This window comes from Proteus sp. LHD240705, assembly GCF_047921555.1.
GTDB lineage: Bacteria > Pseudomonadota > Gammaproteobacteria > Enterobacterales > Enterobacteriaceae > Proteus.
This window is the reverse complement of the sequence record NZ_JBLRMI010000001.1, coordinates 611,822-629,540: the sequence shown is the minus strand read 5'-3', so window position 1 is coordinate 629,540 and position 17,719 is coordinate 611,822. Positions and strand designations below refer to the sequence as shown.

At 36.5% G+C, this 17,719-nt stretch carries 15 protein-coding genes; 10 read left to right on the top strand and 5 right to left on the bottom strand.

What is annotated here, in order from left to right; genetic code table 11:
- Positions 1-26 precede the first annotated feature (26 nt).
- Both ACNART_RS02950 and ACNART_RS02945 read left to right on the top strand, forming a co-directional pair.
- Positions 27-2,195, top strand: coding sequence for a S9 family peptidase (locus tag ACNART_RS02950; protein ID WP_198619861.1), 2,169 nt, complete (start codon positions 27-29; stop codon positions 2,193-2,195).
- 166 nt (positions 2,196-2,361) lie between these two features.
- On the top strand, positions 2,362-4,605 hold the full coding sequence (locus ACNART_RS02945) for a TonB-dependent receptor (RefSeq protein WP_198619862.1): 2,244 nt from the start codon (positions 2,362-2,364) through the stop codon (positions 4,603-4,605).
- 104 nt (positions 4,606-4,709) lie between these two features.
- Here the strand turns inward: ACNART_RS02945 and xseA are convergent, their stop codons facing one another.
- Complete coding sequence (gene xseA / locus ACNART_RS02940; protein ID WP_198619863.1) at positions 4,710-6,092, bottom strand: exodeoxyribonuclease VII large subunit; 1,383 nt, start codon at positions 6,090-6,092, stop codon at positions 4,710-4,712.
- Between the two features lie 169 nt (positions 6,093-6,261).
- Here xseA and guaB point away from each other — a divergent pair, with 169 nt between their 5' ends.
- Both guaB and guaA read left to right on the top strand, forming a co-directional pair.
- A complete protein-coding gene (guaB, locus tag ACNART_RS02935; protein WP_109373637.1) occupies positions 6,262-7,728 on the top strand; it encodes an IMP dehydrogenase in 1,467 nt (488 codons plus the stop codon).
- An 84-nt stretch (positions 7,729-7,812) separates the two neighbouring features.
- Positions 7,813-9,390, top strand: coding sequence for a glutamine-hydrolyzing GMP synthase (guaA, locus tag ACNART_RS02930; RefSeq protein WP_100160335.1), 1,578 nt, complete (start codon positions 7,813-7,815; stop codon positions 9,388-9,390).
- Positions 9,391-9,474: 84 nt separating this feature from the next.
- Here guaA and ACNART_RS02925 read toward each other — a convergent pair whose 3' ends face one another.
- Positions 9,475-10,098, bottom strand: a complete 624-nt coding sequence (locus ACNART_RS02925) for an XRE family transcriptional regulator (RefSeq protein ID WP_198632198.1) — start codon at positions 10,096-10,098, stop codon at positions 9,475-9,477.
- A gap of 132 nt (positions 10,099-10,230) precedes the next feature.
- Here ACNART_RS02925 and ACNART_RS02920 point away from each other — a divergent pair, with 132 nt between their 5' ends.
- The gene (locus tag ACNART_RS02920) at positions 10,231-11,010 is read left to right on the top strand and encodes a DNA polymerase beta superfamily protein (RefSeq protein ID WP_198632197.1); all 780 of its coding nucleotides are present in this window, start codon (positions 10,231-10,233) and stop codon (positions 11,008-11,010) included.
- On the top strand, positions 10,994-12,046 hold the full coding sequence (locus ACNART_RS02915; RefSeq protein ID WP_198632196.1) for a DNA polymerase beta superfamily protein: 1,053 nt from the start codon (positions 10,994-10,996) through the stop codon (positions 12,044-12,046). The genes ACNART_RS02920 and ACNART_RS02915 overlap by 17 nt, the downstream gene beginning before the upstream one ends.
- A gap of 128 nt (positions 12,047-12,174) precedes the next feature.
- Here the strand turns inward: ACNART_RS02915 and sra are convergent, their stop codons facing one another.
- Both sra and cutA read right to left on the bottom strand, forming a co-directional pair.
- Positions 12,175-12,408, bottom strand: a complete 234-nt coding sequence (sra, locus tag ACNART_RS02910) for a stationary-phase-induced ribosome-associated protein (RefSeq protein ID WP_109373597.1) — start codon at positions 12,406-12,408, stop codon at positions 12,175-12,177.
- 399 nt (positions 12,409-12,807) lie between these two features.
- Positions 12,808-13,116, bottom strand: coding sequence for a divalent-cation tolerance protein CutA (cutA, locus tag ACNART_RS02905; RefSeq protein ID WP_198619902.1), 309 nt, complete (start codon positions 13,114-13,116; stop codon positions 12,808-12,810).
- 370 nt (positions 13,117-13,486) lie between these two features.
- Here cutA and ACNART_RS02900 point away from each other — a divergent pair, with 370 nt between their 5' ends.
- The 4 genes from ACNART_RS02900 (at position 13,487) to ACNART_RS02885 (ending at position 16,974) form a co-directional block, all read left to right on the top strand.
- The gene (locus tag ACNART_RS02900) at positions 13,487-14,470 is read left to right on the top strand and encodes a sugar-binding transcriptional regulator (RefSeq protein ID WP_099075600.1); all 984 of its coding nucleotides are present in this window, start codon (positions 13,487-13,489) and stop codon (positions 14,468-14,470) included.
- Between the two features lie 252 nt (positions 14,471-14,722).
- Positions 14,723-15,478, top strand: coding sequence for a molybdate ABC transporter substrate-binding protein (modA, locus tag ACNART_RS02895; protein WP_196532527.1), 756 nt, complete (start codon positions 14,723-14,725; stop codon positions 15,476-15,478).
- Between the two features lie 99 nt (positions 15,479-15,577).
- The gene (locus ACNART_RS02890; protein ID WP_109401741.1) at positions 15,578-16,354 is read left to right on the top strand and encodes an ABC transporter permease; all 777 of its coding nucleotides are present in this window, start codon (positions 15,578-15,580) and stop codon (positions 16,352-16,354) included.
- Positions 16,348-16,974 (top strand): ABC transporter ATP-binding protein, encoded by a 627-nt coding sequence (locus ACNART_RS02885; protein ID WP_160230432.1) that lies wholly within the window; start codon positions 16,348-16,350, stop codon positions 16,972-16,974. Before ACNART_RS02890 ends, ACNART_RS02885 begins: the two co-directional genes overlap by 7 nt.
- A gap of 21 nt (positions 16,975-16,995) precedes the next feature.
- On the opposite strand, the gene ACNART_RS02880 is transcribed toward ACNART_RS02885, so the two are convergent.
- A complete protein-coding gene (locus ACNART_RS02880) occupies positions 16,996-17,688 on the bottom strand; it encodes an XRE family transcriptional regulator (RefSeq protein ID WP_109373592.1) in 693 nt (230 codons plus the stop codon).
- Positions 17,689-17,719 lie beyond the last annotated feature (31 nt).

Below are 17,719 nucleotides of genomic sequence, written 5' to 3'. Positions count from 1 at the left end.
ACAGGTCAAAAAGGAAATAAAACGTTATGCTAGTCGCAACAAAAAAACGGATGACGTTGCAATTAACGAGTGTGATCATGGCATTGTTAATTTCAGCAACACCTGCATTGGCTCAAAATCAGAAGGACTCCCTAGTGATGCCACCAAAAGCGAATAAAGTGCCTCATGTGATGACAGAACATGGAGACACGCGCACCGATAATTACTATTGGCTAAGAGATGATTCACGTAAAGATCCTAACGTGCTTGATTATCTGAATGCTGAAAATGCCTATACTGAATCAGTGATGAAAGAAGGCAAGGCGCTCGAAGAAACGCTCTTTAATGAAATGGTGAGCCGTATGGCTCAAAACGATGAATCAGTGCCTTATATTTATAATGGCTATACTTATCGTACTATTTATCAAGAAGGTAAAGATTTCCCTATTTATCAGCGTAAACCAGTAAATAGCGAAGGTGAATGGGAAGTTCTCGTTGATGGAAACGAACGTGCTAAAGGGCACGAATTCTATCAATTAGGTGATTTGACAATCAGCCCAGATAACAAACGTATCGCTATTGCAGAAGATAAAGAAGGGCGCAGAAACTATAATGTTGCCTATAAAGATTTATCGGATAATACATGGAAAGAGAATGTGTTAACCAATATCTCAGCAAATCTTGTGTGGGCAAACGACAGCAAAACACTATTTTATGTTGATAAAGATCCGCAAACCTTACTGCCTTATCAAATCTATCGCCATCAATATGGCACCGATCGTAAACAAGATGTCAAAATCTTCGAAGAAAACGACGATCGCTTTTATACATGGATGGGTAAAAGTAAATCTGAAGATTACATTCTTGTCTCTATTGAAAGCTCAACAACCTCAGAATCTCGTTTAATTGATGCGAATGCGCCAGAAAAACCAATGGTAATATTCTCTGCGCGTCAAGAAGGGCGTGAATATGATATCGACCATTTTAATGGTGAATTCTATATTCGTTCGAATCATGAGAGTGAATTGTTTGGTCTTTATAAAACGGCATCAATCGATAAGCCTTGGGAAACCGTCATTGCACCACAAAAAGAGGTCGATTTAGAAGGTTTTGATCTCTTTAATCGCTGGTTAGTTGTGGAAGAAAGAAAACAAGGACTAGTGTCATTACGTCAAATTGATTGGAAAACAGGTCAATCGACAAATGTGACCTTTGACGATCCTGTTTATATGGCATGGCTAGGTTTTAACCCTCAAGCAGATAGCGAAGAGCTTCGCTTTGGTTATACTTCCATGACAACGCCTTCTTCAACTTATCAATGGAATATGCAAACGCATCAAAAGCAATTGCTTAAACAGCAAGAAGTGAAAGGCTTTGAACGCAATTTATATGAAAGCGAGCGTATCTGGGTAAAAGCACAAGACGGTGTTGAAGTTCCCGTATCATTGGTTTATCGCAAAGACTTATTTAAGAAAGGTGAAAATCCTATCTTAATTTATGGCTATGGCTCTTACGGTAGCAGCATCGATCCTTCGTTTAGTTCACCTCGTTTAAGCTTATTAGACCGAGGCTTTGTGTATGCCATTGTGCATGTGCGTGGTGGCGGTGAATTAGGTAAACGCTGGTATAACCAAGGTAAAATGGAACATAAAGTTAATACTTTTACAGACTTTATTGATGCTACTAAATATCTAATTGCCAAAGGTTACGGAGCACCCAAACACGTTTACGCTATGGGTGGCAGTGCGGGCGGATTATTAATGGGCGCCGTTGTGAATATGGCACCTGAATTATACCGAGGTGTTGTATCTCAAGTTCCATTTGTGGATGTTGTGACAACAATGCTTGATGCTTCAATTCCTTTAACAACAGGGGAATATGAAGAATGGGGAAATCCTGCGGATAAAGACGTTTATTTCCGCCTAAAATCGTATAGCCCATATGACAATGTGGTTGCCAAGGCATACCCTCATTTATTAGTCACAACAGGGTTACATGATTCACAAGTGCAATATTGGGAGCCTGCAAAATGGGTTGCGAAATTGCGTGAATTAAAAACAGATAATAATCTGCTATTACTTGAAACTAATATGAGTGCAGGGCATGGTGGTAAATCAGGGCGTTTTAATCGCTTACGCGATACAGCAAAAGAATATGCCTTTATTCTGATGTTAGAACAGCCTGAAGTCTATTTTAAAGCTCAAAATATAAAATAGAATAATCAGTAATAGTAAATCAGTTTAATAAATTAGCCTGTCTCTCTTTAAGGGAGACAGCGCTATTATTTAAAGCAAACATAACAATAATAATATTTTCTAGTTTAATTTACTTTATATAAAGCAACGTGAGCCTATTTAAATAAAAATAAAGAATAGGTTTATTATGAAATTTACAAGGAAAATACTTAGCACTCTTATTTTATTTTCGGGTGTTAATCATCTTGCCATTGCATCTGAAACAGATAAAGCGATTCAATTTAGTAGCTTAAAAGTTTCATCAGCACAAAAAGAAACGCCTGAACAAAAAGCATTGGGAAAACCGGGTGCTTATAGCTCTATTGGTGAAATTAATAATCTTGAATCTGTTGAACAAACATTACGTTCAACGCCGGGAACATATACTCAAATGGATGTGAGTCAGCCGGGCATTGGTGTTAATATTCGCGGATTAAGTGGTTTTGGTCGCGTTAATATGATGGTTGATGGTGTCACTCAAACTATGTATAGCACATCACCTAGCCAATATGCGCATGGCGCGCAACCTTACAACCAATTTAATAGCATGATCGATCCGAATTTTATTATTCAAATCGATATTTCTCGTGGTCAACAAGACGGTGAAAATAGTATTAATGCCCTGGCAGGAAGTGCTAATTTTAAAACTATTGGTGTAGAAGATATTTTATTTCAAGGACACACTTGGGGTGTCAGAAGTAAAGCAGCTGGTGGTACAAATGGCTTAGGTTATAACGGTATGGTTGCTTTTGCAGGGCAGCGCTCATTATTTAATGATAATGGTTCAGTTGGCGCAATGCTTGCATTAAGTGGACATAAAATAGAATCGTCTTATAAAAATGGCGCTGGCTTTAATAGTGAAGAATTTTCTACAAGTAAAGAATTTAATCAAAGACCACACTCAGAACTTACCAAAATAAATATAAAACCAAATGATTCTCATGAATTAGAATTAAGTGGTCGTTTTTATAACAATGATTTTAATCGCCGTAAAATTGATGCTAAAGATTATTATGCAAAATATCGCTATACACCATTAAATGATCTATTTGATAGCGAAATTCTGCTTAGCCATAGTCAAGCATCGCAAAAGTTTGCGGGTGATTCTCTTGTGAGTTTACGTGAAGCAAATGCAAAAAATATATCTGATTCACTAGTCGCTAAAAATACCAGCCGCTTTAATTATGATGAATTGGATATGGCATTAACACTGGGCACAAAATTAATGTCAACAGAATACAAACGCAGTGTTATTGCACCTTCTACTGATCCGTGGCAAGCACAAAATATGGTTGAATATAATACGTTTGCACCTCAAGGAAAAAATGATTTAACCAGCTTCTTTTCACAAATGAAATTTGAATATGATATTTATACTCTCGACCTTAATTTAAATTATGTCGATTATCATATTAAAGGGCGAAAACCCGCTTGTGATCCACGAGCCGCATGTTTCCCCGAAGGTGAAATGAACCTCAGTCGCCATGATAGAAATTGGGATCCAGGCATGTTGTTTTCTGCCGAAATTATTCCTGAATTCCAGCCTTTTGTAAGCTATGCACACACCATGAGGGCACCGACATCACAAGAGATCTTTTTTGCCAATGAAGGTGGTGCTTCAATGAATCCATTTTTAAAAAGTGAAAAAGCCGATACCGTCCAAATTGGTTTTAATAGTTATCACCCAGATTTAATGATGGAAGGTGATAGTTTACGATTTAAAGGATTGTGGTATCACACAAAAATCAAAGACTACATTTCCAGTGATTCTTATTTGGTATGTAAAGGTGGGGTGCGTTGTAAAAATGACGGTTCTTTAACTGGCGAGGATTACGCGGGGATAGAATACGATGGGAATATTTTCTTGTACACCAATAGCCTTGATCCTGTGACTTTACGTGGTTATGAGCTACAAGCAAATTATGACGCAGGGGTGTTTTACACTAACCTTTCATACAGTGATCAACGAACTTCACAGCCGACTTCGATTGCCAGTACAGACTTTGGGCAAACGCCCGCTTCTGAATTACCTAAATATTATGCCACTATTGATACTGGTGTTCGCTTCTTTGATGACCAGTCATTAGAACTAGGCACTGTGATCCAAATAACGGGAAAAGCACGTAAATCCTCACCAGAAGGGGTAGATTACGATACAGGTAAAGTACCAATGGTACAGCAAGATGATATCCCAACGGTTGTCGACGTTTATAGTAATTACAGAATTAATAAAAATATTTCTTTAAAATTTGCCGTGCATAATTTAATGAATAAAAACTATTCTAATGCGCTTGATAGAAGTAATTCAGCGCCGATTATGCAAGATCCGAGTGCAAATACACAAACTGCCCGTGGCAGAAGTTATCTTTTTGCAGGAGAAGTACGTTTTTAATGTAACGTAATGATTATCTTAAAGTATAAATAATAAAAAACGGCATCAAAGGAAGATTGGTGCCGTTTTTTGTATCACGGTTTCACTAAACAATAATATTTAAGTTAATCGTCACTTTTAGGTGTTGTTTTACGTTTAGCTCTTATCTTTTGTGTTTTAACTACTTCACTGGTGATCCAACCATCTTCAACGCGTGTTTTCAACGGATCGCCAATTTTCACTTGTTTGGTATTTTTCAGCACTTCTCCAGACTCTGTTTCGCTAATACTGTAACCGCGAGAAAGTGTTGCGAGAGGACTCACACTTTCTAAACGAGAGCAACTAATAGCGAATTGTTCACGTTGACGAGATAACTGTAGTGAAATACTTTCTCTCATACGGTAAATCAACTGCTGTTGTTGGCGAAGTAATGCTTGAATTTGTGAACTAGGCTCTTGGTAATTAAGGCGTTTTTGTAGTTGTGTTTGTTGATGTTGCTTGGCTTGCAATAGCCGCTGAAAACTAGTGACTAAACGCTGTTGTGTGGAAGCTAATACATTTTGCTGACGAGCAAGACGTAAATGAGGATGCTGTTGCTGTAAACGATGATGGAGCTGTGTTATTGCGCGTAATTTTTTCGCTAAATAGTAATCCATCGCCATTTCAAGGCGTTGTTGCTGTGATTGTAGTTGGCGCAATAGCTCAAGTTTGTTACGACTAATGAGTTCTGCCGCCGCAGAAGGGGTTGGCGCTCTAAGGTCGGCAATAAAATCAGCAATGGTCACATCGGTTTCATGACCAACTGCACTTACAATTGGAATTTCACTGGCAAAAATAGCACGAGCAACGCGTTCATCATTAAATGCCCAGAGATCTTCTAACGAACCGCCACCACGACCAACAATTAAAACATCACACTCTTTACGGCGGTTAGCAAGTTCGATGGCATGAACAATCTGCATAGGCGCTTCAGCACCTTGAACAGCGGTTGGGTAGATAAGCACTGGCAAAGAAGGATCACGACGACGAAGAATATTTAAGATGTCGTGTAGTGCTGCTCCGGTTGATGAAGTGATAACACCAATTTGTTTAGCGGGAGATGGCAGGGGTTTTTTATGAATTGCATCAAATAACCCCTCCGCACTGAGTTTTTGTTTTAATAGCTCAAATTGTTGTTGTAATAGCCCGTCACCAGCAGGTTGCATACTCTCAACAATCAATTGGTAATCGCCTCGTGGCTCATACAATGTAATTGTTGCGCGAACTAAAACTTGCTGACCATGCTGAGGGCGAAAAGTAACTTTAGTATTTTGCCCACGAAACATCGCCGCTCTGATTTGGGCATTCGTATCCTTTAACGTAAAATACCAGTGACCAGAAGAAGGTTGAGTAAAATTGGAAATTTCAGCGCTGATCCAAATGCGACCCATTTCCATTTCTAATAACTGGCGAACGGTCTTATTTAGACGGCTAACAGTAAAAATATTATTGTTTATCGGTAGTGTCATGTGAGCCAGATCAAATTTTAAAACAAAGACTTAATTGATTGATACTACCTAAGTTAGTGGCAGGATCAATAAAAATTTTGAAAAAAAGCTAGAAGCAACCGATTACGGTGTGTATAATTCCGCGGCAATATTTTCTATTTCCTAAAAGCCGCCTTGGTGAGATATTGCTATGTTACGAATTAAAAAAGAAGCACTTACATTTGATGATGTTTTGTTAGTTCCTGCACACTCCACTGTTCTTCCTAATACTGCCGACTTGTCTACTCAACTGACTGAAACAATCCGCCTAAATGTTCCTATGCTGTCTGCTGCAATGGATACTGTGACTGAAGCGCCTTTAGCTATCGCATTAGCTCAAGAAGGTGGAATTGGTTTTATCCACAAAAACATGTCTATCGAACGCCAAGCTGAAGAAGTTCGTCGTGTGAAAAAACATGAAAGTGGTGTTGTCACTGATCCTATCACCGTAACACCAGAAACTTCTTTACGTGAAGTTCAAGCAATGACTGAACGCAATGGCTTTGCGGGTTACCCAGTTGTGACTAATGACAACGAATTAGTGGGTATTATTACTGGTCGTGATGTTCGTTTTGTTACTGATTTAGACCAACCAGTTACTGCGGTAATGACACCAAAAGAGCGCTTAGTGACAGTACAAGAAGGTGAAGCACGAGATGTTGTCATGCAAAGAATGCATGAAAAACGTGTAGAGAAAGCCTTAGTGGTTGATAACAACTTCCATCTGAAAGGTATGATCACTGTAAAAGATTTCAAAAAAGCAGAACGTAAACCAAACGCATGTAAAGATGAACACGGTCGTTTACGTGTAGGTGCTGCTGTTGGTGCAGGTGCAGGTAACGAAGAGCGTGTAGCAGCATTAGTTGCCGCTGGCGTTGACGTTTTACTTATTGACTCTTCTCACGGTCACTCTGAAGGCGTATTACAGCGCATTCGTGATACTCGTGCATTGTATCCAAATCTCCCTATCATTGGTGGCAACGTTGCAACCGCAGAAGGTGCTTTAGCACTGGCAGATGCAGGTGTAAGTGCGGTTAAAGTTGGTATTGGTCCTGGTTCAATTTGTACAACACGTATCGTAACTGGTGTTGGTGTACCACAAATTACCGCTATTGCAGATGCAGTTGAAGCACTGAAAGATCGTAACATTCCTGTTATTGCAGATGGTGGTATTCGTTTCTCTGGCGATATCGCAAAAGCATTAGCAGCAGGTGCAGCTTGCGTGATGGTTGGTTCAATGTTTGCAGGTACTGAAGAATCTCCGGGCGAAATCGAACTATTCCAAGGCCGTTCTTATAAATCCTATCGTGGCATGGGCTCATTAGGTGCGATGTCTAAAGGTTCATCAGATCGTTACTTCCAAACTGACAATGCAGCAGACAAATTAGTACCAGAAGGTATCGAAGGTCGTGTTGCTTATAAAGGTTTATTAAAAACTATCGTTCACCAACAAATGGGTGGTTTACGCTCATGCATGGGCTTAACAGGCTGCGCAACAATTAAAGAATTGAATACTAAAGCTGAATTTGTTCGTATCAGTGGTGCCGGTATTCAAGAAAGCCATGTCCATGATGTGACCATCACGAAAGAATCACCTAACTATCGCTTAGGTATGTAATTTATTCCGAGAAAGGCTTGTTTTGATTATAAATTAGCAAGCCTTTCAACTTTATGACTTTATCTGTTTTGGAATTCACCACAAATGACAGCAAATATCCATAATCATCGCATTCTTATCCTTGATTTCGGTTCACAGTATACGCAGCTTATTGCTCGTCGTATCCGTGAAATCGGCGTTTATTGTGAACTCTGGGCATGGGATGTTACAGAAGAACAAATTCGTGAATTTAATCCTAATGGTATTATTCTGTCTGGTGGCCCTGAAAGTACTACTGAAGACAACAGCCCTCGTGCGCCAGAATACGTATTTAATGCAGGCGTTCCTGTATTAGGAATTTGTTATGGTATGCAAACGATGTCAATGCAATTAGGTGGCGACGTCGAAGTTTCTGGTGAGCGTGAATTTGGTTATTCACAAGTTGAAATTCGTGAAACTTGTGCTCTGTTCAATGATATTCAAGATTCAGTTAGCGAAGATGGCAAACCACTATTAGATGTGTGGATGAGCCACGGTGACAAAGTTACTGCTATTCCATCAGACTTTGTAACAGTAGCCAGCACTGAAACTTGCCCATTTGCTATTATGGCGAATGAAGAGAAACGTTTTTATGGTGTTCAATTCCATCCAGAAGTTACACACACCCATCAAGGCTTAGCGATTTTAAAACGTTTCGTTTTAGATATCTGTGGTTGTGATGCTCTGTGGACTTCTGCTGCAATTATTGAAGACACTGTTGCTCGTTTAAAAGAGCAAATTGGTGATGATCACGTTATTTTAGCATTATCAGGTGGTGTTGATTCTTCAGTGACTGCATTATTGTTAAACCGTGCGATTGGTAAACGTTTAACATGTGTATTTGTTGATAACGGCTTATTGCGTCTGAATGAAGCAGAACAAGTCATGGAAATGTTTAAAGGTAAATTTGACCTAAATATTATCCATGTTGAAGCAGAAGAACGTTTCTTAACTGCGTTGAAGGGCGAAAACGATCCTGAGAAAAAGCGTAAAATCATTGGTCACACATTCATTGAAATCTTTGATGAAGAAGCGGTTAAACAGCCACAAGTTAAATGGTTAGCGCAAGGTACTATTTACCCAGATGTGATTGAATCTGCCGCATCTGCAACAGGTAAAGCTCATGTGATTAAATCACACCATAATGTGGGTGGTTTACCTGATGATATGAAACTGGGTTTAGTTGAGCCATTAAAAGAACTATTTAAAGATGAAGTTCGTAAAATTGGTCTAGAGTTAGGCTTACCTTACGACATGCTTTATCGTCATCCATTCCCAGGTCCTGGTTTAGGGGTTCGTGTATTAGGTGAAATCAAAAAAGAGTATTGTGATTTACTGCGTCGTGCTGATGCTATCTTTATTGAAGAATTGCATAAAGCTGACTTATATAACAAAGTAAGCCAAGCATTTACCGTGTTCTTACCTGTGCGTTCAGTGGGCGTTATGGGTGACGGTCGTAAATATGACTGGGTTGTTTCATTACGTGCAGTTGAAACTGTGGACTTTATGACAGCACATTGGGCACATTTACCATATGACTTCTTAGGTCGTGTTTCTAACCGCATTATCAATGAAGTTAGTGGTATCTCCCGTGTTGTTTATGATATCAGCGGTAAACCACCAGCAACAATTGAGTGGGAATAAAATACCGTTTATCAGCAATAGTTGATAAAGGTTAAAAAACCAAAAGCCATCAGTAAGTTACTGGTGGCTTTTTTTTATATATATCTATTCACTAGTTGTAGGATTATTTTTATAAATAATAAATTCAATAAAGTTTTGAATTGATATTTGTTCACTTAAAGGTAATTTAGAATAGGCTTTTCTATCGTAATAAATAGCGCCTTTATCATTCTTAGGGATTAATAATTCGTAAGCCTGACGCCCCATTGCCTTAGCAATAGCATCAATACTTTCAGCGGTGGCACTGGCTTCACAATTAATAATGCGGTTAACCGTTGATTGTGCAAGACCCGAATCAACAGAGAGTTTAACTCTTGATTTTATTCCATCGTTTAACATAAATGTTGTGATGTTATCTGAGAGTATTTTTCCGATCTCGGTCGGAATGTATTCTTCTTTTTCTGGCTCTGTATGACCTTCTTTTAAATGGTCTATATCCATCCAATATTTACTAATTCTAGTCACATACTCAATTTTACGTGACATAGGATCGGTGAGTTCACGATGACTTTTTAAATTTTTTGGTGATAGGTAACGGGAGATCATACTTGGGGCTACACCTAATGCATTAGCCAGTAATTTTTGTTTGCCGTTGTAGTAGCGTTCAATAATATAAATCAGGTTATCTTTTCTAATTTCAGCAATGCTTTTAAATTTATTGTTATTCATAGAAAAATCCATTATTAGTTACATTGAATTGATCACTTTTTTTTAACTTCGTTATTATTGTTTAATACTCGAATTATAAACAAGAGCATCTACATGATGTTGTAATTTAATAAAATAGGAGATAAGGATATCATGCATAATGAGATATTAAAAAAATTACCGCAAATAGAGCAAGAGCATCAAGTTAAATTACTTTATGTTGCAGAAAGTGGTAGTCGAGCTTGGGGATTTGCCTCAACAGATAGTGATTATGATGTTCGGGGTATTTTTATACGGCCTCGTAATGCTTATCTTTCTATTGATAAACCTAAAGAAACCTTCGAATGGATAGAAAATAGTTGGTTTGATGTAGGCGCTTGGGATATTACCAAAGCTCTACACTTATTACGCAAATCGAATTGTATATTATTAGAGTGGCTCCAATCGCCAATAATTTATCAACAATATCCTAATGTTCAAAAAGAGTTATTTGAGCTTGCAGAACTCTATTATCAACCAAAAGTGATTGTTCATCATTACAGAGGAATTGCTAAAGTTGTGAGTGGATATTGTCCTGAAAATAACGCTAAAAATGAGATTAGTGCAGAGCCAATAAAATTAAAAAAATGGTTCTATATGTTACGCTCTCTTTTATCCGCTTATTGGACAGTGAAAATGAGTAGCATTCCGCCTATGGAATTGGATAAGCTGATAAAAATTTTAACTATCGAAGAACAAAAAGCCATCAAAGAACTAGTAGAATTTAAATCAGATAAAGATGAACATTTTACTTGGGTGCCAACAGATGCAATGCAACATCTAGTGATCTTTTTATGGCAAGAGACAAATGTTCAATTAACCAAGAGAACAGTACCCGATAATAATATTTTAAATAATTGGTTTAGGAAAAAATTAGATGAAACTGACTATTGAAGATATAAAACCTTACCTTTTATTTGAAAGTATTGCTGGAAGTCGTTCACATAATCTTGCAACGGAAACATCAGATACAGATATTAAAGGTGTCTTTTATCTTCCTAAAGATCTTTTTTATGGGTTGGAATACACACCACAAGTAAGTAATGAAACCAATGATATAGTCTATTATGAACTTGGACGATTTATAGAACTATTGTGTGCATCTAATCCTAATATTTTAGAGTTACTTAATTCACCCGAACAGATGGTTACTTATCGACATCCTTTAATGTCATTGATAAAACCAGAATGGTTTTTGTCTAAAACTTGTGTTCAAACATTTGTGCGCTATGCACAAGGGCAGATTAAGAAAGCTCAGGGACTAAACAAAAAAATAGTAAATCCGGTCGAAAAAAAATTAAAAACTATTCTTGATTTTTGTTATGTCATTGAAGATGGAAAAACAACATTAATCAATACTTGGTTAGAAAATCGACGTTGGAAACAAGAGAATGTTGGGTTAGCAAAACTTACTCATGCTCAAGATACTTATGCAATTTATTATGGTGATAAAGTGCCTTATCAAGGAATAATAAAAAAAGAAAATGCTAATGATGTATTGCTAAGTAGTATTTCTAAAACAGCAAAACTAGAAGGTTATCTTAGCTTTAATAAAGAAGGTTATAGTGCATATCGCAAGCAATATCATGAATATTGGCAGTGGGTTGAGCAACGTAATGATGTTCGTTACCAACAAAACATCGATCATGGCAGAAGTTATGATAGCAAGAATATGATGCATACCTTTAGATTACTCTATATTGCATTAGGGATTGCACAAGAAGGTAAAGTGAAGGTTTGGTGTGATAACAGAGATGAATTATTAGTAATTAAGGCAGGTCAGTTTAGTTATAATGAATTATTAGAGCGCAGTGAAATTCTTATTAAGACTATTAAGAGAGCATTTCAATTAAGCCTGTTGCCTGAAAAAATTGAGCCTTCAATTGCAGAAGTTGCTCTTATAAATATAAGAAAAGAGCTTTATAACTAATAGAAAAATAAACTAGCCTAGAAAACTAATATCCCTTACGTAATGTAAGGGATATGCTATTTTAAATATTTTAAGTATACAAACTAAATGTAAAAATATTTATTAAATAGCGTTGATATATAAAAATATTAATTAGTTGCAAGATACTCTGGGTAAGCATCTGTTAACTTCATATATATACGCTTGTGCTCTGCGTTCTTTCTAAAATCCTGTTTTAAACAGATTTTAGCTGTATTTTTTAACTCAGCAGGCATATTTTCTGCGTTTGCAGAGGCAATAATGGAAAAACGCACTTTCTTTTTAGACCGACTCAAATTATAAGGTAAACCTAAAATACGTCTTGCGACTCTGTTTGTTTTCACAACTCACTCCTTTTTGCATGTAATTTAGAGAAAGCCTATTTATTATAGCAGAGAATAAATAGAATAAGATATTGGTAACCTTATTAATTTAGCATTAAAGGCTATTCTGCCTATATTTTCCCTTTTTTTAAAAATATTCAGATTAATAAAATAAATATTTTTATATTCGAAATTTAATTAAGTATCTAGATTATCATCAGTTGAAATTAAAATATTTACACTTATAAAGTGTATTTAAAACACTTGTCATGATTAAAAATAAGAAATTTAGCTTAATATTAACATCGAGTTATTTGTCTCATAATTGAGATGATATAAGATGCTTTAATTTACAATTAATTATCATTTTTTTGAAAAAGAGAATTAGAAAAGAGATCTCGTTAAAAATTTAACGTTATTTTAATTCAAGGAGGTATAGATCCAATTAAGATAACCTTTAAAACCATTTTCAATCGGTATTATAATTACTTCAGGAGTATCATAAGGATGTATTTCGATAAGAGTATCAATTAAGTTTTGCTGTTTACTTTTTTCGGATTTTATCATCATAAGTATTTCATTATCTTCAACAATTTCATTATTCCAATGATAAATAGACTTTACGTGAGGTATTAAATTCACACAAGCAGCAAGTTTTGCATTGATGAGGTGGTGAGCAATTTCATTAGCGATTGTTTCATTTGGTGCGGTTGAGTATGCAATTATCATTGTTTTTCCTTTTAAAATTAATTCGATCTTTCATAGCAACAATAAGGTTTGGTGATTTTAATTTTATCAAAATAAAACTTTTTAAAACTTAAAGCTAATATTTTTATTTTTAGCGAAATAAAACAGTTTTTTCAAAAAAAACTTTCTCGATATGAAATGTTTACGGCATTATTAAGGGCTTTTTACGTATTATAAGGTTCTTGTAGTAAAGAAAAATATCAGGGTGCCGATATTATTATTAGATTAATGAAATCTATCTATTTGTGTTATAAGGCTTAATTTTGCTAAAGGCATTTTTACCTTCAATAATATCTCTAATATAAAATAAACTAATTAGTCATAAGATTTATAAAAATTTGTGGGGTTTAAAATGGATAATAATTCGCTAAAAAACGCGAGTTTATTTGATAATGATCCCGTTCTCTATGCTGCGTGGCTTTACTATCAAGACGGACTCAGCCAAAGTGAAGTTGCAAATATTATGGGTGTTTCTCGAGTCACCGTCGTGAAATATTTGCATCTAGCTAGAGAAAAAGGATTCGTAAATATTAACTTGGATTCATCAGTATTTTCTACGATTGATTATGCCATCAGAATAAAAGCAAAATTCGATCTTAATAATGTGCTTATTTTACCTGATGAAGAAAAGAATAAATCGCAACACACTTTAAATATGAATAGAGAAAGATTAGCGAAAGCAGGAGCAATGTATCTTTCTCAGATAATTAATGACGATGATATTTTAGGTGTTGCTTGGGGACGAACAATTTATAAATTGGGTAATTATCTTCCACCCAAGTCATTAAAAAATATCACCGTACTACAAATGATAGGTGCAGTAGCGCCACAGCCTGATTTTAAAACAACAGAAGCAGCCGCGTTAATCGCAAACAAGTTGTCAGGGTGCAGTATTAATTTGCATGTGCCTGCGGTGGTTTCTAGTGCGCGCCTAGCAATGGAACTTCAAGCTGAACCTATTATTAGGCGTAATTTTTCAGCGCTAAATCAGTGTAATAAAGCCCTTTTTGTTGTGGGTAATACATTAGATGATAATCCTTTGGTTACAACGGGGGTTTTAACGAGCAGTGAAATGGCTCAATATCGTGATTTGGGTGCTGTTGGCGTAATTTGTGGACGTTTTTATGATGCGCAAGGCAATCCTTTGGTTTCTGATATTGACCTTAGAATAATGGGAATAAGCCTTGCTCAGTTAAGACAAATAACACAGAGACTTTTTATTGCTGGTGGTGTGGAAAATATTCAGGCGACAATAGGGGCGATAAAAGGAGGTTACGCCACTGATATTGTGATTGATGAAGTCACAGCGCTGGCATTATTAGAGCTAGACAATTAGTAATAAAATCCTCGTGAAAGCGAGGATTTGTTGGCAAACCACTATTTAAGCTTTACTTATTTCTGATAAAAATAAAGTATTTGAAGCATTTGTTTTGATCAGTCTATTTTGTAAAGCTTACATATAAAGAAAAAGATAAAAATGATAAGTTGTTAACATTTTTATCTTTTTTTATATGAGCCTCTTGCCTTAAATACTTATATCATTCATTATATAAAAAATTATATAACGATAGTCGGGATCACCACTTTTATGAAACGCCAATTTCTTGCTGGTTTAGGGCTAGCATTAGGATTAATTTGCCATAATACATTTGCAGCAGAGCTTCATCTTTATGCAGGCGCTGGATTAAAACAACCAGTAGAGCAAGTTGTGAGTGTATTTGAAAAAGAGACAGGAAATAAAGTTACTATTGAATATGGCGGTTCAGGTCAAATACTAACACGCTTTAATTTAACTAAGCAGGGGGATTTATTTTTTCCCGGTTCACAAGATTACGTGGAAAAGTTAAATAAAGAAGGACAAGTAGTTAATCAATATTCTATTGTTCGCCATATTCCAGTTATTGCTGTGCGTAAAGATAAAGTGGGTGATATTAAAACACTAGAAGATCTTGCGAATAGTTCATTAAAACTAGGTATGGGTGATGCTAAAGCTATCGCATTAGGAAAAAGTGGCGAGCAACTTATTGATGCATCAGGTCAAGGCGATAAACTACGTGATAAAGTTGTTGTACGCACTGCAACCATTAAACAATTGCTTATGTATTTACTCAATGGGGAAGTGGATGCCGCCATTATTGGGTATGCAGATGCAATGAAAAATCAAGATAAACTCGTTTTGCTTCCAGTTCCTGAAGGTAGCCCAGAAGAAGTGGCAACACTTGCTGTTTTAAAAACATCAGCAAATCCGAAAGAAGCACAATTACTTGCTGATTATTTTACTCGTGCTGAAGGGATAAAGGCTTTTACTGATTATGGTTTTCTTCCTGTAATTTCGAAACCATAGATTTTTTCTCACATAAATTGTGTTTTTTCGCCACCAACTCACTGGTGGCTTTTTTCATTATTACAGCAAAATAAATATCTATCTTAAAAAGGAAATAACGTGTTTCGATGGGCATTAATTCCACTTTTTTTATTGTTATTTCTGATCTTAGGATCGCTAATTGCATTGATATGCCAACTTTCTTATGTTGAATTGAGGCAAGTTATTACCGATCCTGAATTCCATTTTGCTATTGGCATGTCGCTCAGTACAGCGTTAACTTCTTTATGTCTAGCAATTATCCTAGGTGTACCTGCCGCATGGGCAATGGCAAGAATTCCTTTTAAAGGACATCGTTTTATTGATGCGTTATTAGATTTGCCTTTGGTTACTCCTCCATTAGTTATCGGTATCGGATTATTATTATTGTTAGGAAATCAGGGCCCTTTAACAGGCGTTTTTCCTGAATTATCTCGCTCTCTTTTTTCACCATTGGGTATTATTATTGCTCAAACTTATGTCGCAAGCGCGATTATTATGAGAAATAGTCTCTCTGCTTTTAAGTCTGTCGATCCTGCTTATATTCAAACGGCACAAAATTTAGGATTAACGCCAACAAAAACATTTTTCTTGATTGAAATACCACTGTGTTGGCCAGCTTTAATGAGTGGAAGCATCATTGCATTTTCTAGAGCTTTAGGTGAATTTGGCGCAACGTTAATGTTAGCTGGTGCAACAAGGTTAAAAACAGAAACGTTGCCTATGGCAATTTATTTAAATATTGCCAGCGGAGACTTTACTCTGGCAATAGGTTGTGCGCTTGTTCTTATCGCTATCGCGATTACTTTGTTATTTGCATTACATCGTTTACAGCGAGAAAGGAAAAGATCATGTTAGAAATTCGTTCATTAACAACGGGTATATTAAAAGATATTTCGTTGGACGTAGAAAAAGGAACATGTTTAGGAATAAGTGGTACATCTGGAAGTGGTAAAACAACGCTTTTAAATGCGATTGCTGGATATACTTCATACACTGGTGATATCTACCTTGCAGATAAAAATATAAATGAACAACCAGTATGGTTACGCTCTTGTCGATATTTAAATCAACGGCTTTATTTATTTCCGTTTATGACTGTGACACAAAATTTATGGTTAGCACAATATGGTGCAAAACAGAAACGAAGCAAGGAGAGAGAAAAGGCGATATTAGAGCAAATGGGAATTGCACATCTCGCTACACGTTATCCTCATCAAATTTCAGGAGGGGAGCAACAACGCGTTGCATTGGCAAGAGCGCTTATTAGCCAACCCAAACTGTTACTACTGGACGAACCTTTTTCGAGTTTGGATTGGGAAACACGTTATCAGCTTTGGGATTTAATTGATTCCTTAAAATCTAAGGAAATAACGATGATCATGGTTACTCATGAGCCTCGTGAAATCAGAGCGCTAGCAGATAAAACGGTTTTATTGTCTAAAGGACAAGTTGTTACTGAAAATTCTATACTATGAAATTGTTGCTTTGCTTATTGATTACCAAGCCATTACTGACCAATGGATAATACGCCCCATAATTTTTACAGAATCAGTTTCTGCTGATTCATCAGGAAATTCGTCTTTATTATAACTACGTATAATCAATTTACCGCCCGGTTGACGATAGAGCAGTTTTATTCTAAACAAGGCATCTTGTTCGATAGCATAAATGCCACCATCAACAATACGTGTGTTACCTGTATCGACAGTGACTGTTGAGCCATTGGGAATAACAGGTGACATACTATCGCCATAAACAGAAAAGCAAATAACGTTTTGAGAAGATGCGCCATAACGGCGTAATGTGCTTTTTGAAAATCTCAATTTATATCCATTATGATCTTCGTTAGTACAACAACCGTCACCCGCCGCGAGTTCGATACTTTTAAAATAGGGAATTTCCACTTCATCGGCACCTAAAGGGGTATTACTGTCCCATTCACTCACCGGTTGCCATTCATTCTCTGGTGGAATTTCAGAAGTTGCATTGGGTTGTTCTTCACCTTCGAGTAGCCAAGCCAAATCACAATTTAATGCTTTTGCTAATTCAGGTAAAAAACGGGGGCGTTTAGTTTTACCACTTTCTAGCTGTTCTATGGATTGCTGTGTCGTACTCGCTAAAGTAGCAAGTTCTGATTGTGTTAAACCTAACGCAATGCGTTTATCTTTGGTACGTTTCGCAATAGACATTAGTGACTCCTAATACGTGTCCTTACATATT

Excerpts from the sequence above, each read along its gene's own strand:
- guaB (WP_109373637.1), top strand. The coding sequence starts at position 6,262 with ATGTTACGAATTAAAAAAGAAGCACTTACATTTGATGATGTTTTGTTA.
- ACNART_RS02900 (WP_099075600.1), top strand. The coding sequence starts at position 13,487 with ATGGATAATAATTCGCTAAAAAACGCGAGTTTATTTGATAATGATCCC.
- ACNART_RS02925 (WP_198632198.1), bottom strand. The coding sequence starts at position 10,098 with ATGAATAACAATAAATTTAAAAGCATTGCTGAAATTAGAAAAGATAAC.
- ACNART_RS02945 (WP_198619862.1), top strand. The coding sequence starts at position 2,362 with ATGAAATTTACAAGGAAAATACTTAGCACTCTTATTTTATTTTCGGGT.
- guaA (WP_100160335.1), top strand. The coding sequence starts at position 7,813 with ATGACAGCAAATATCCATAATCATCGCATTCTTATCCTTGATTTCGGT.
- ACNART_RS02880 (WP_109373592.1), bottom strand. The coding sequence starts at position 17,688 with ATGTCTATTGCGAAACGTACCAAAGATAAACGCATTGCGTTAGGTTTA.
- ACNART_RS02950 (WP_198619861.1), top strand. The coding sequence starts at position 27 with ATGCTAGTCGCAACAAAAAAACGGATGACGTTGCAATTAACGAGTGTG.
- ACNART_RS02915 (WP_198632196.1), top strand. The coding sequence starts at position 10,994 with ATGAAACTGACTATTGAAGATATAAAACCTTACCTTTTATTTGAAAGT.
- modA (WP_196532527.1), top strand. The coding sequence starts at position 14,723 with ATGAAACGCCAATTTCTTGCTGGTTTAGGGCTAGCATTAGGATTAATT.
- cutA (WP_198619902.1), bottom strand. The coding sequence starts at position 13,116 with ATGATAATTGCATACTCAACCGCACCAAATGAAACAATCGCTAATGAA.
- xseA (WP_198619863.1), bottom strand. The coding sequence starts at position 6,092 with ATGACACTACCGATAAACAATAATATTTTTACTGTTAGCCGTCTAAAT.
- ACNART_RS02885 (WP_160230432.1), top strand. The coding sequence starts at position 16,348 with ATGTTAGAAATTCGTTCATTAACAACGGGTATATTAAAAGATATTTCG.
- ACNART_RS02920 (WP_198632197.1), top strand. The coding sequence starts at position 10,231 with ATGCATAATGAGATATTAAAAAAATTACCGCAAATAGAGCAAGAGCAT.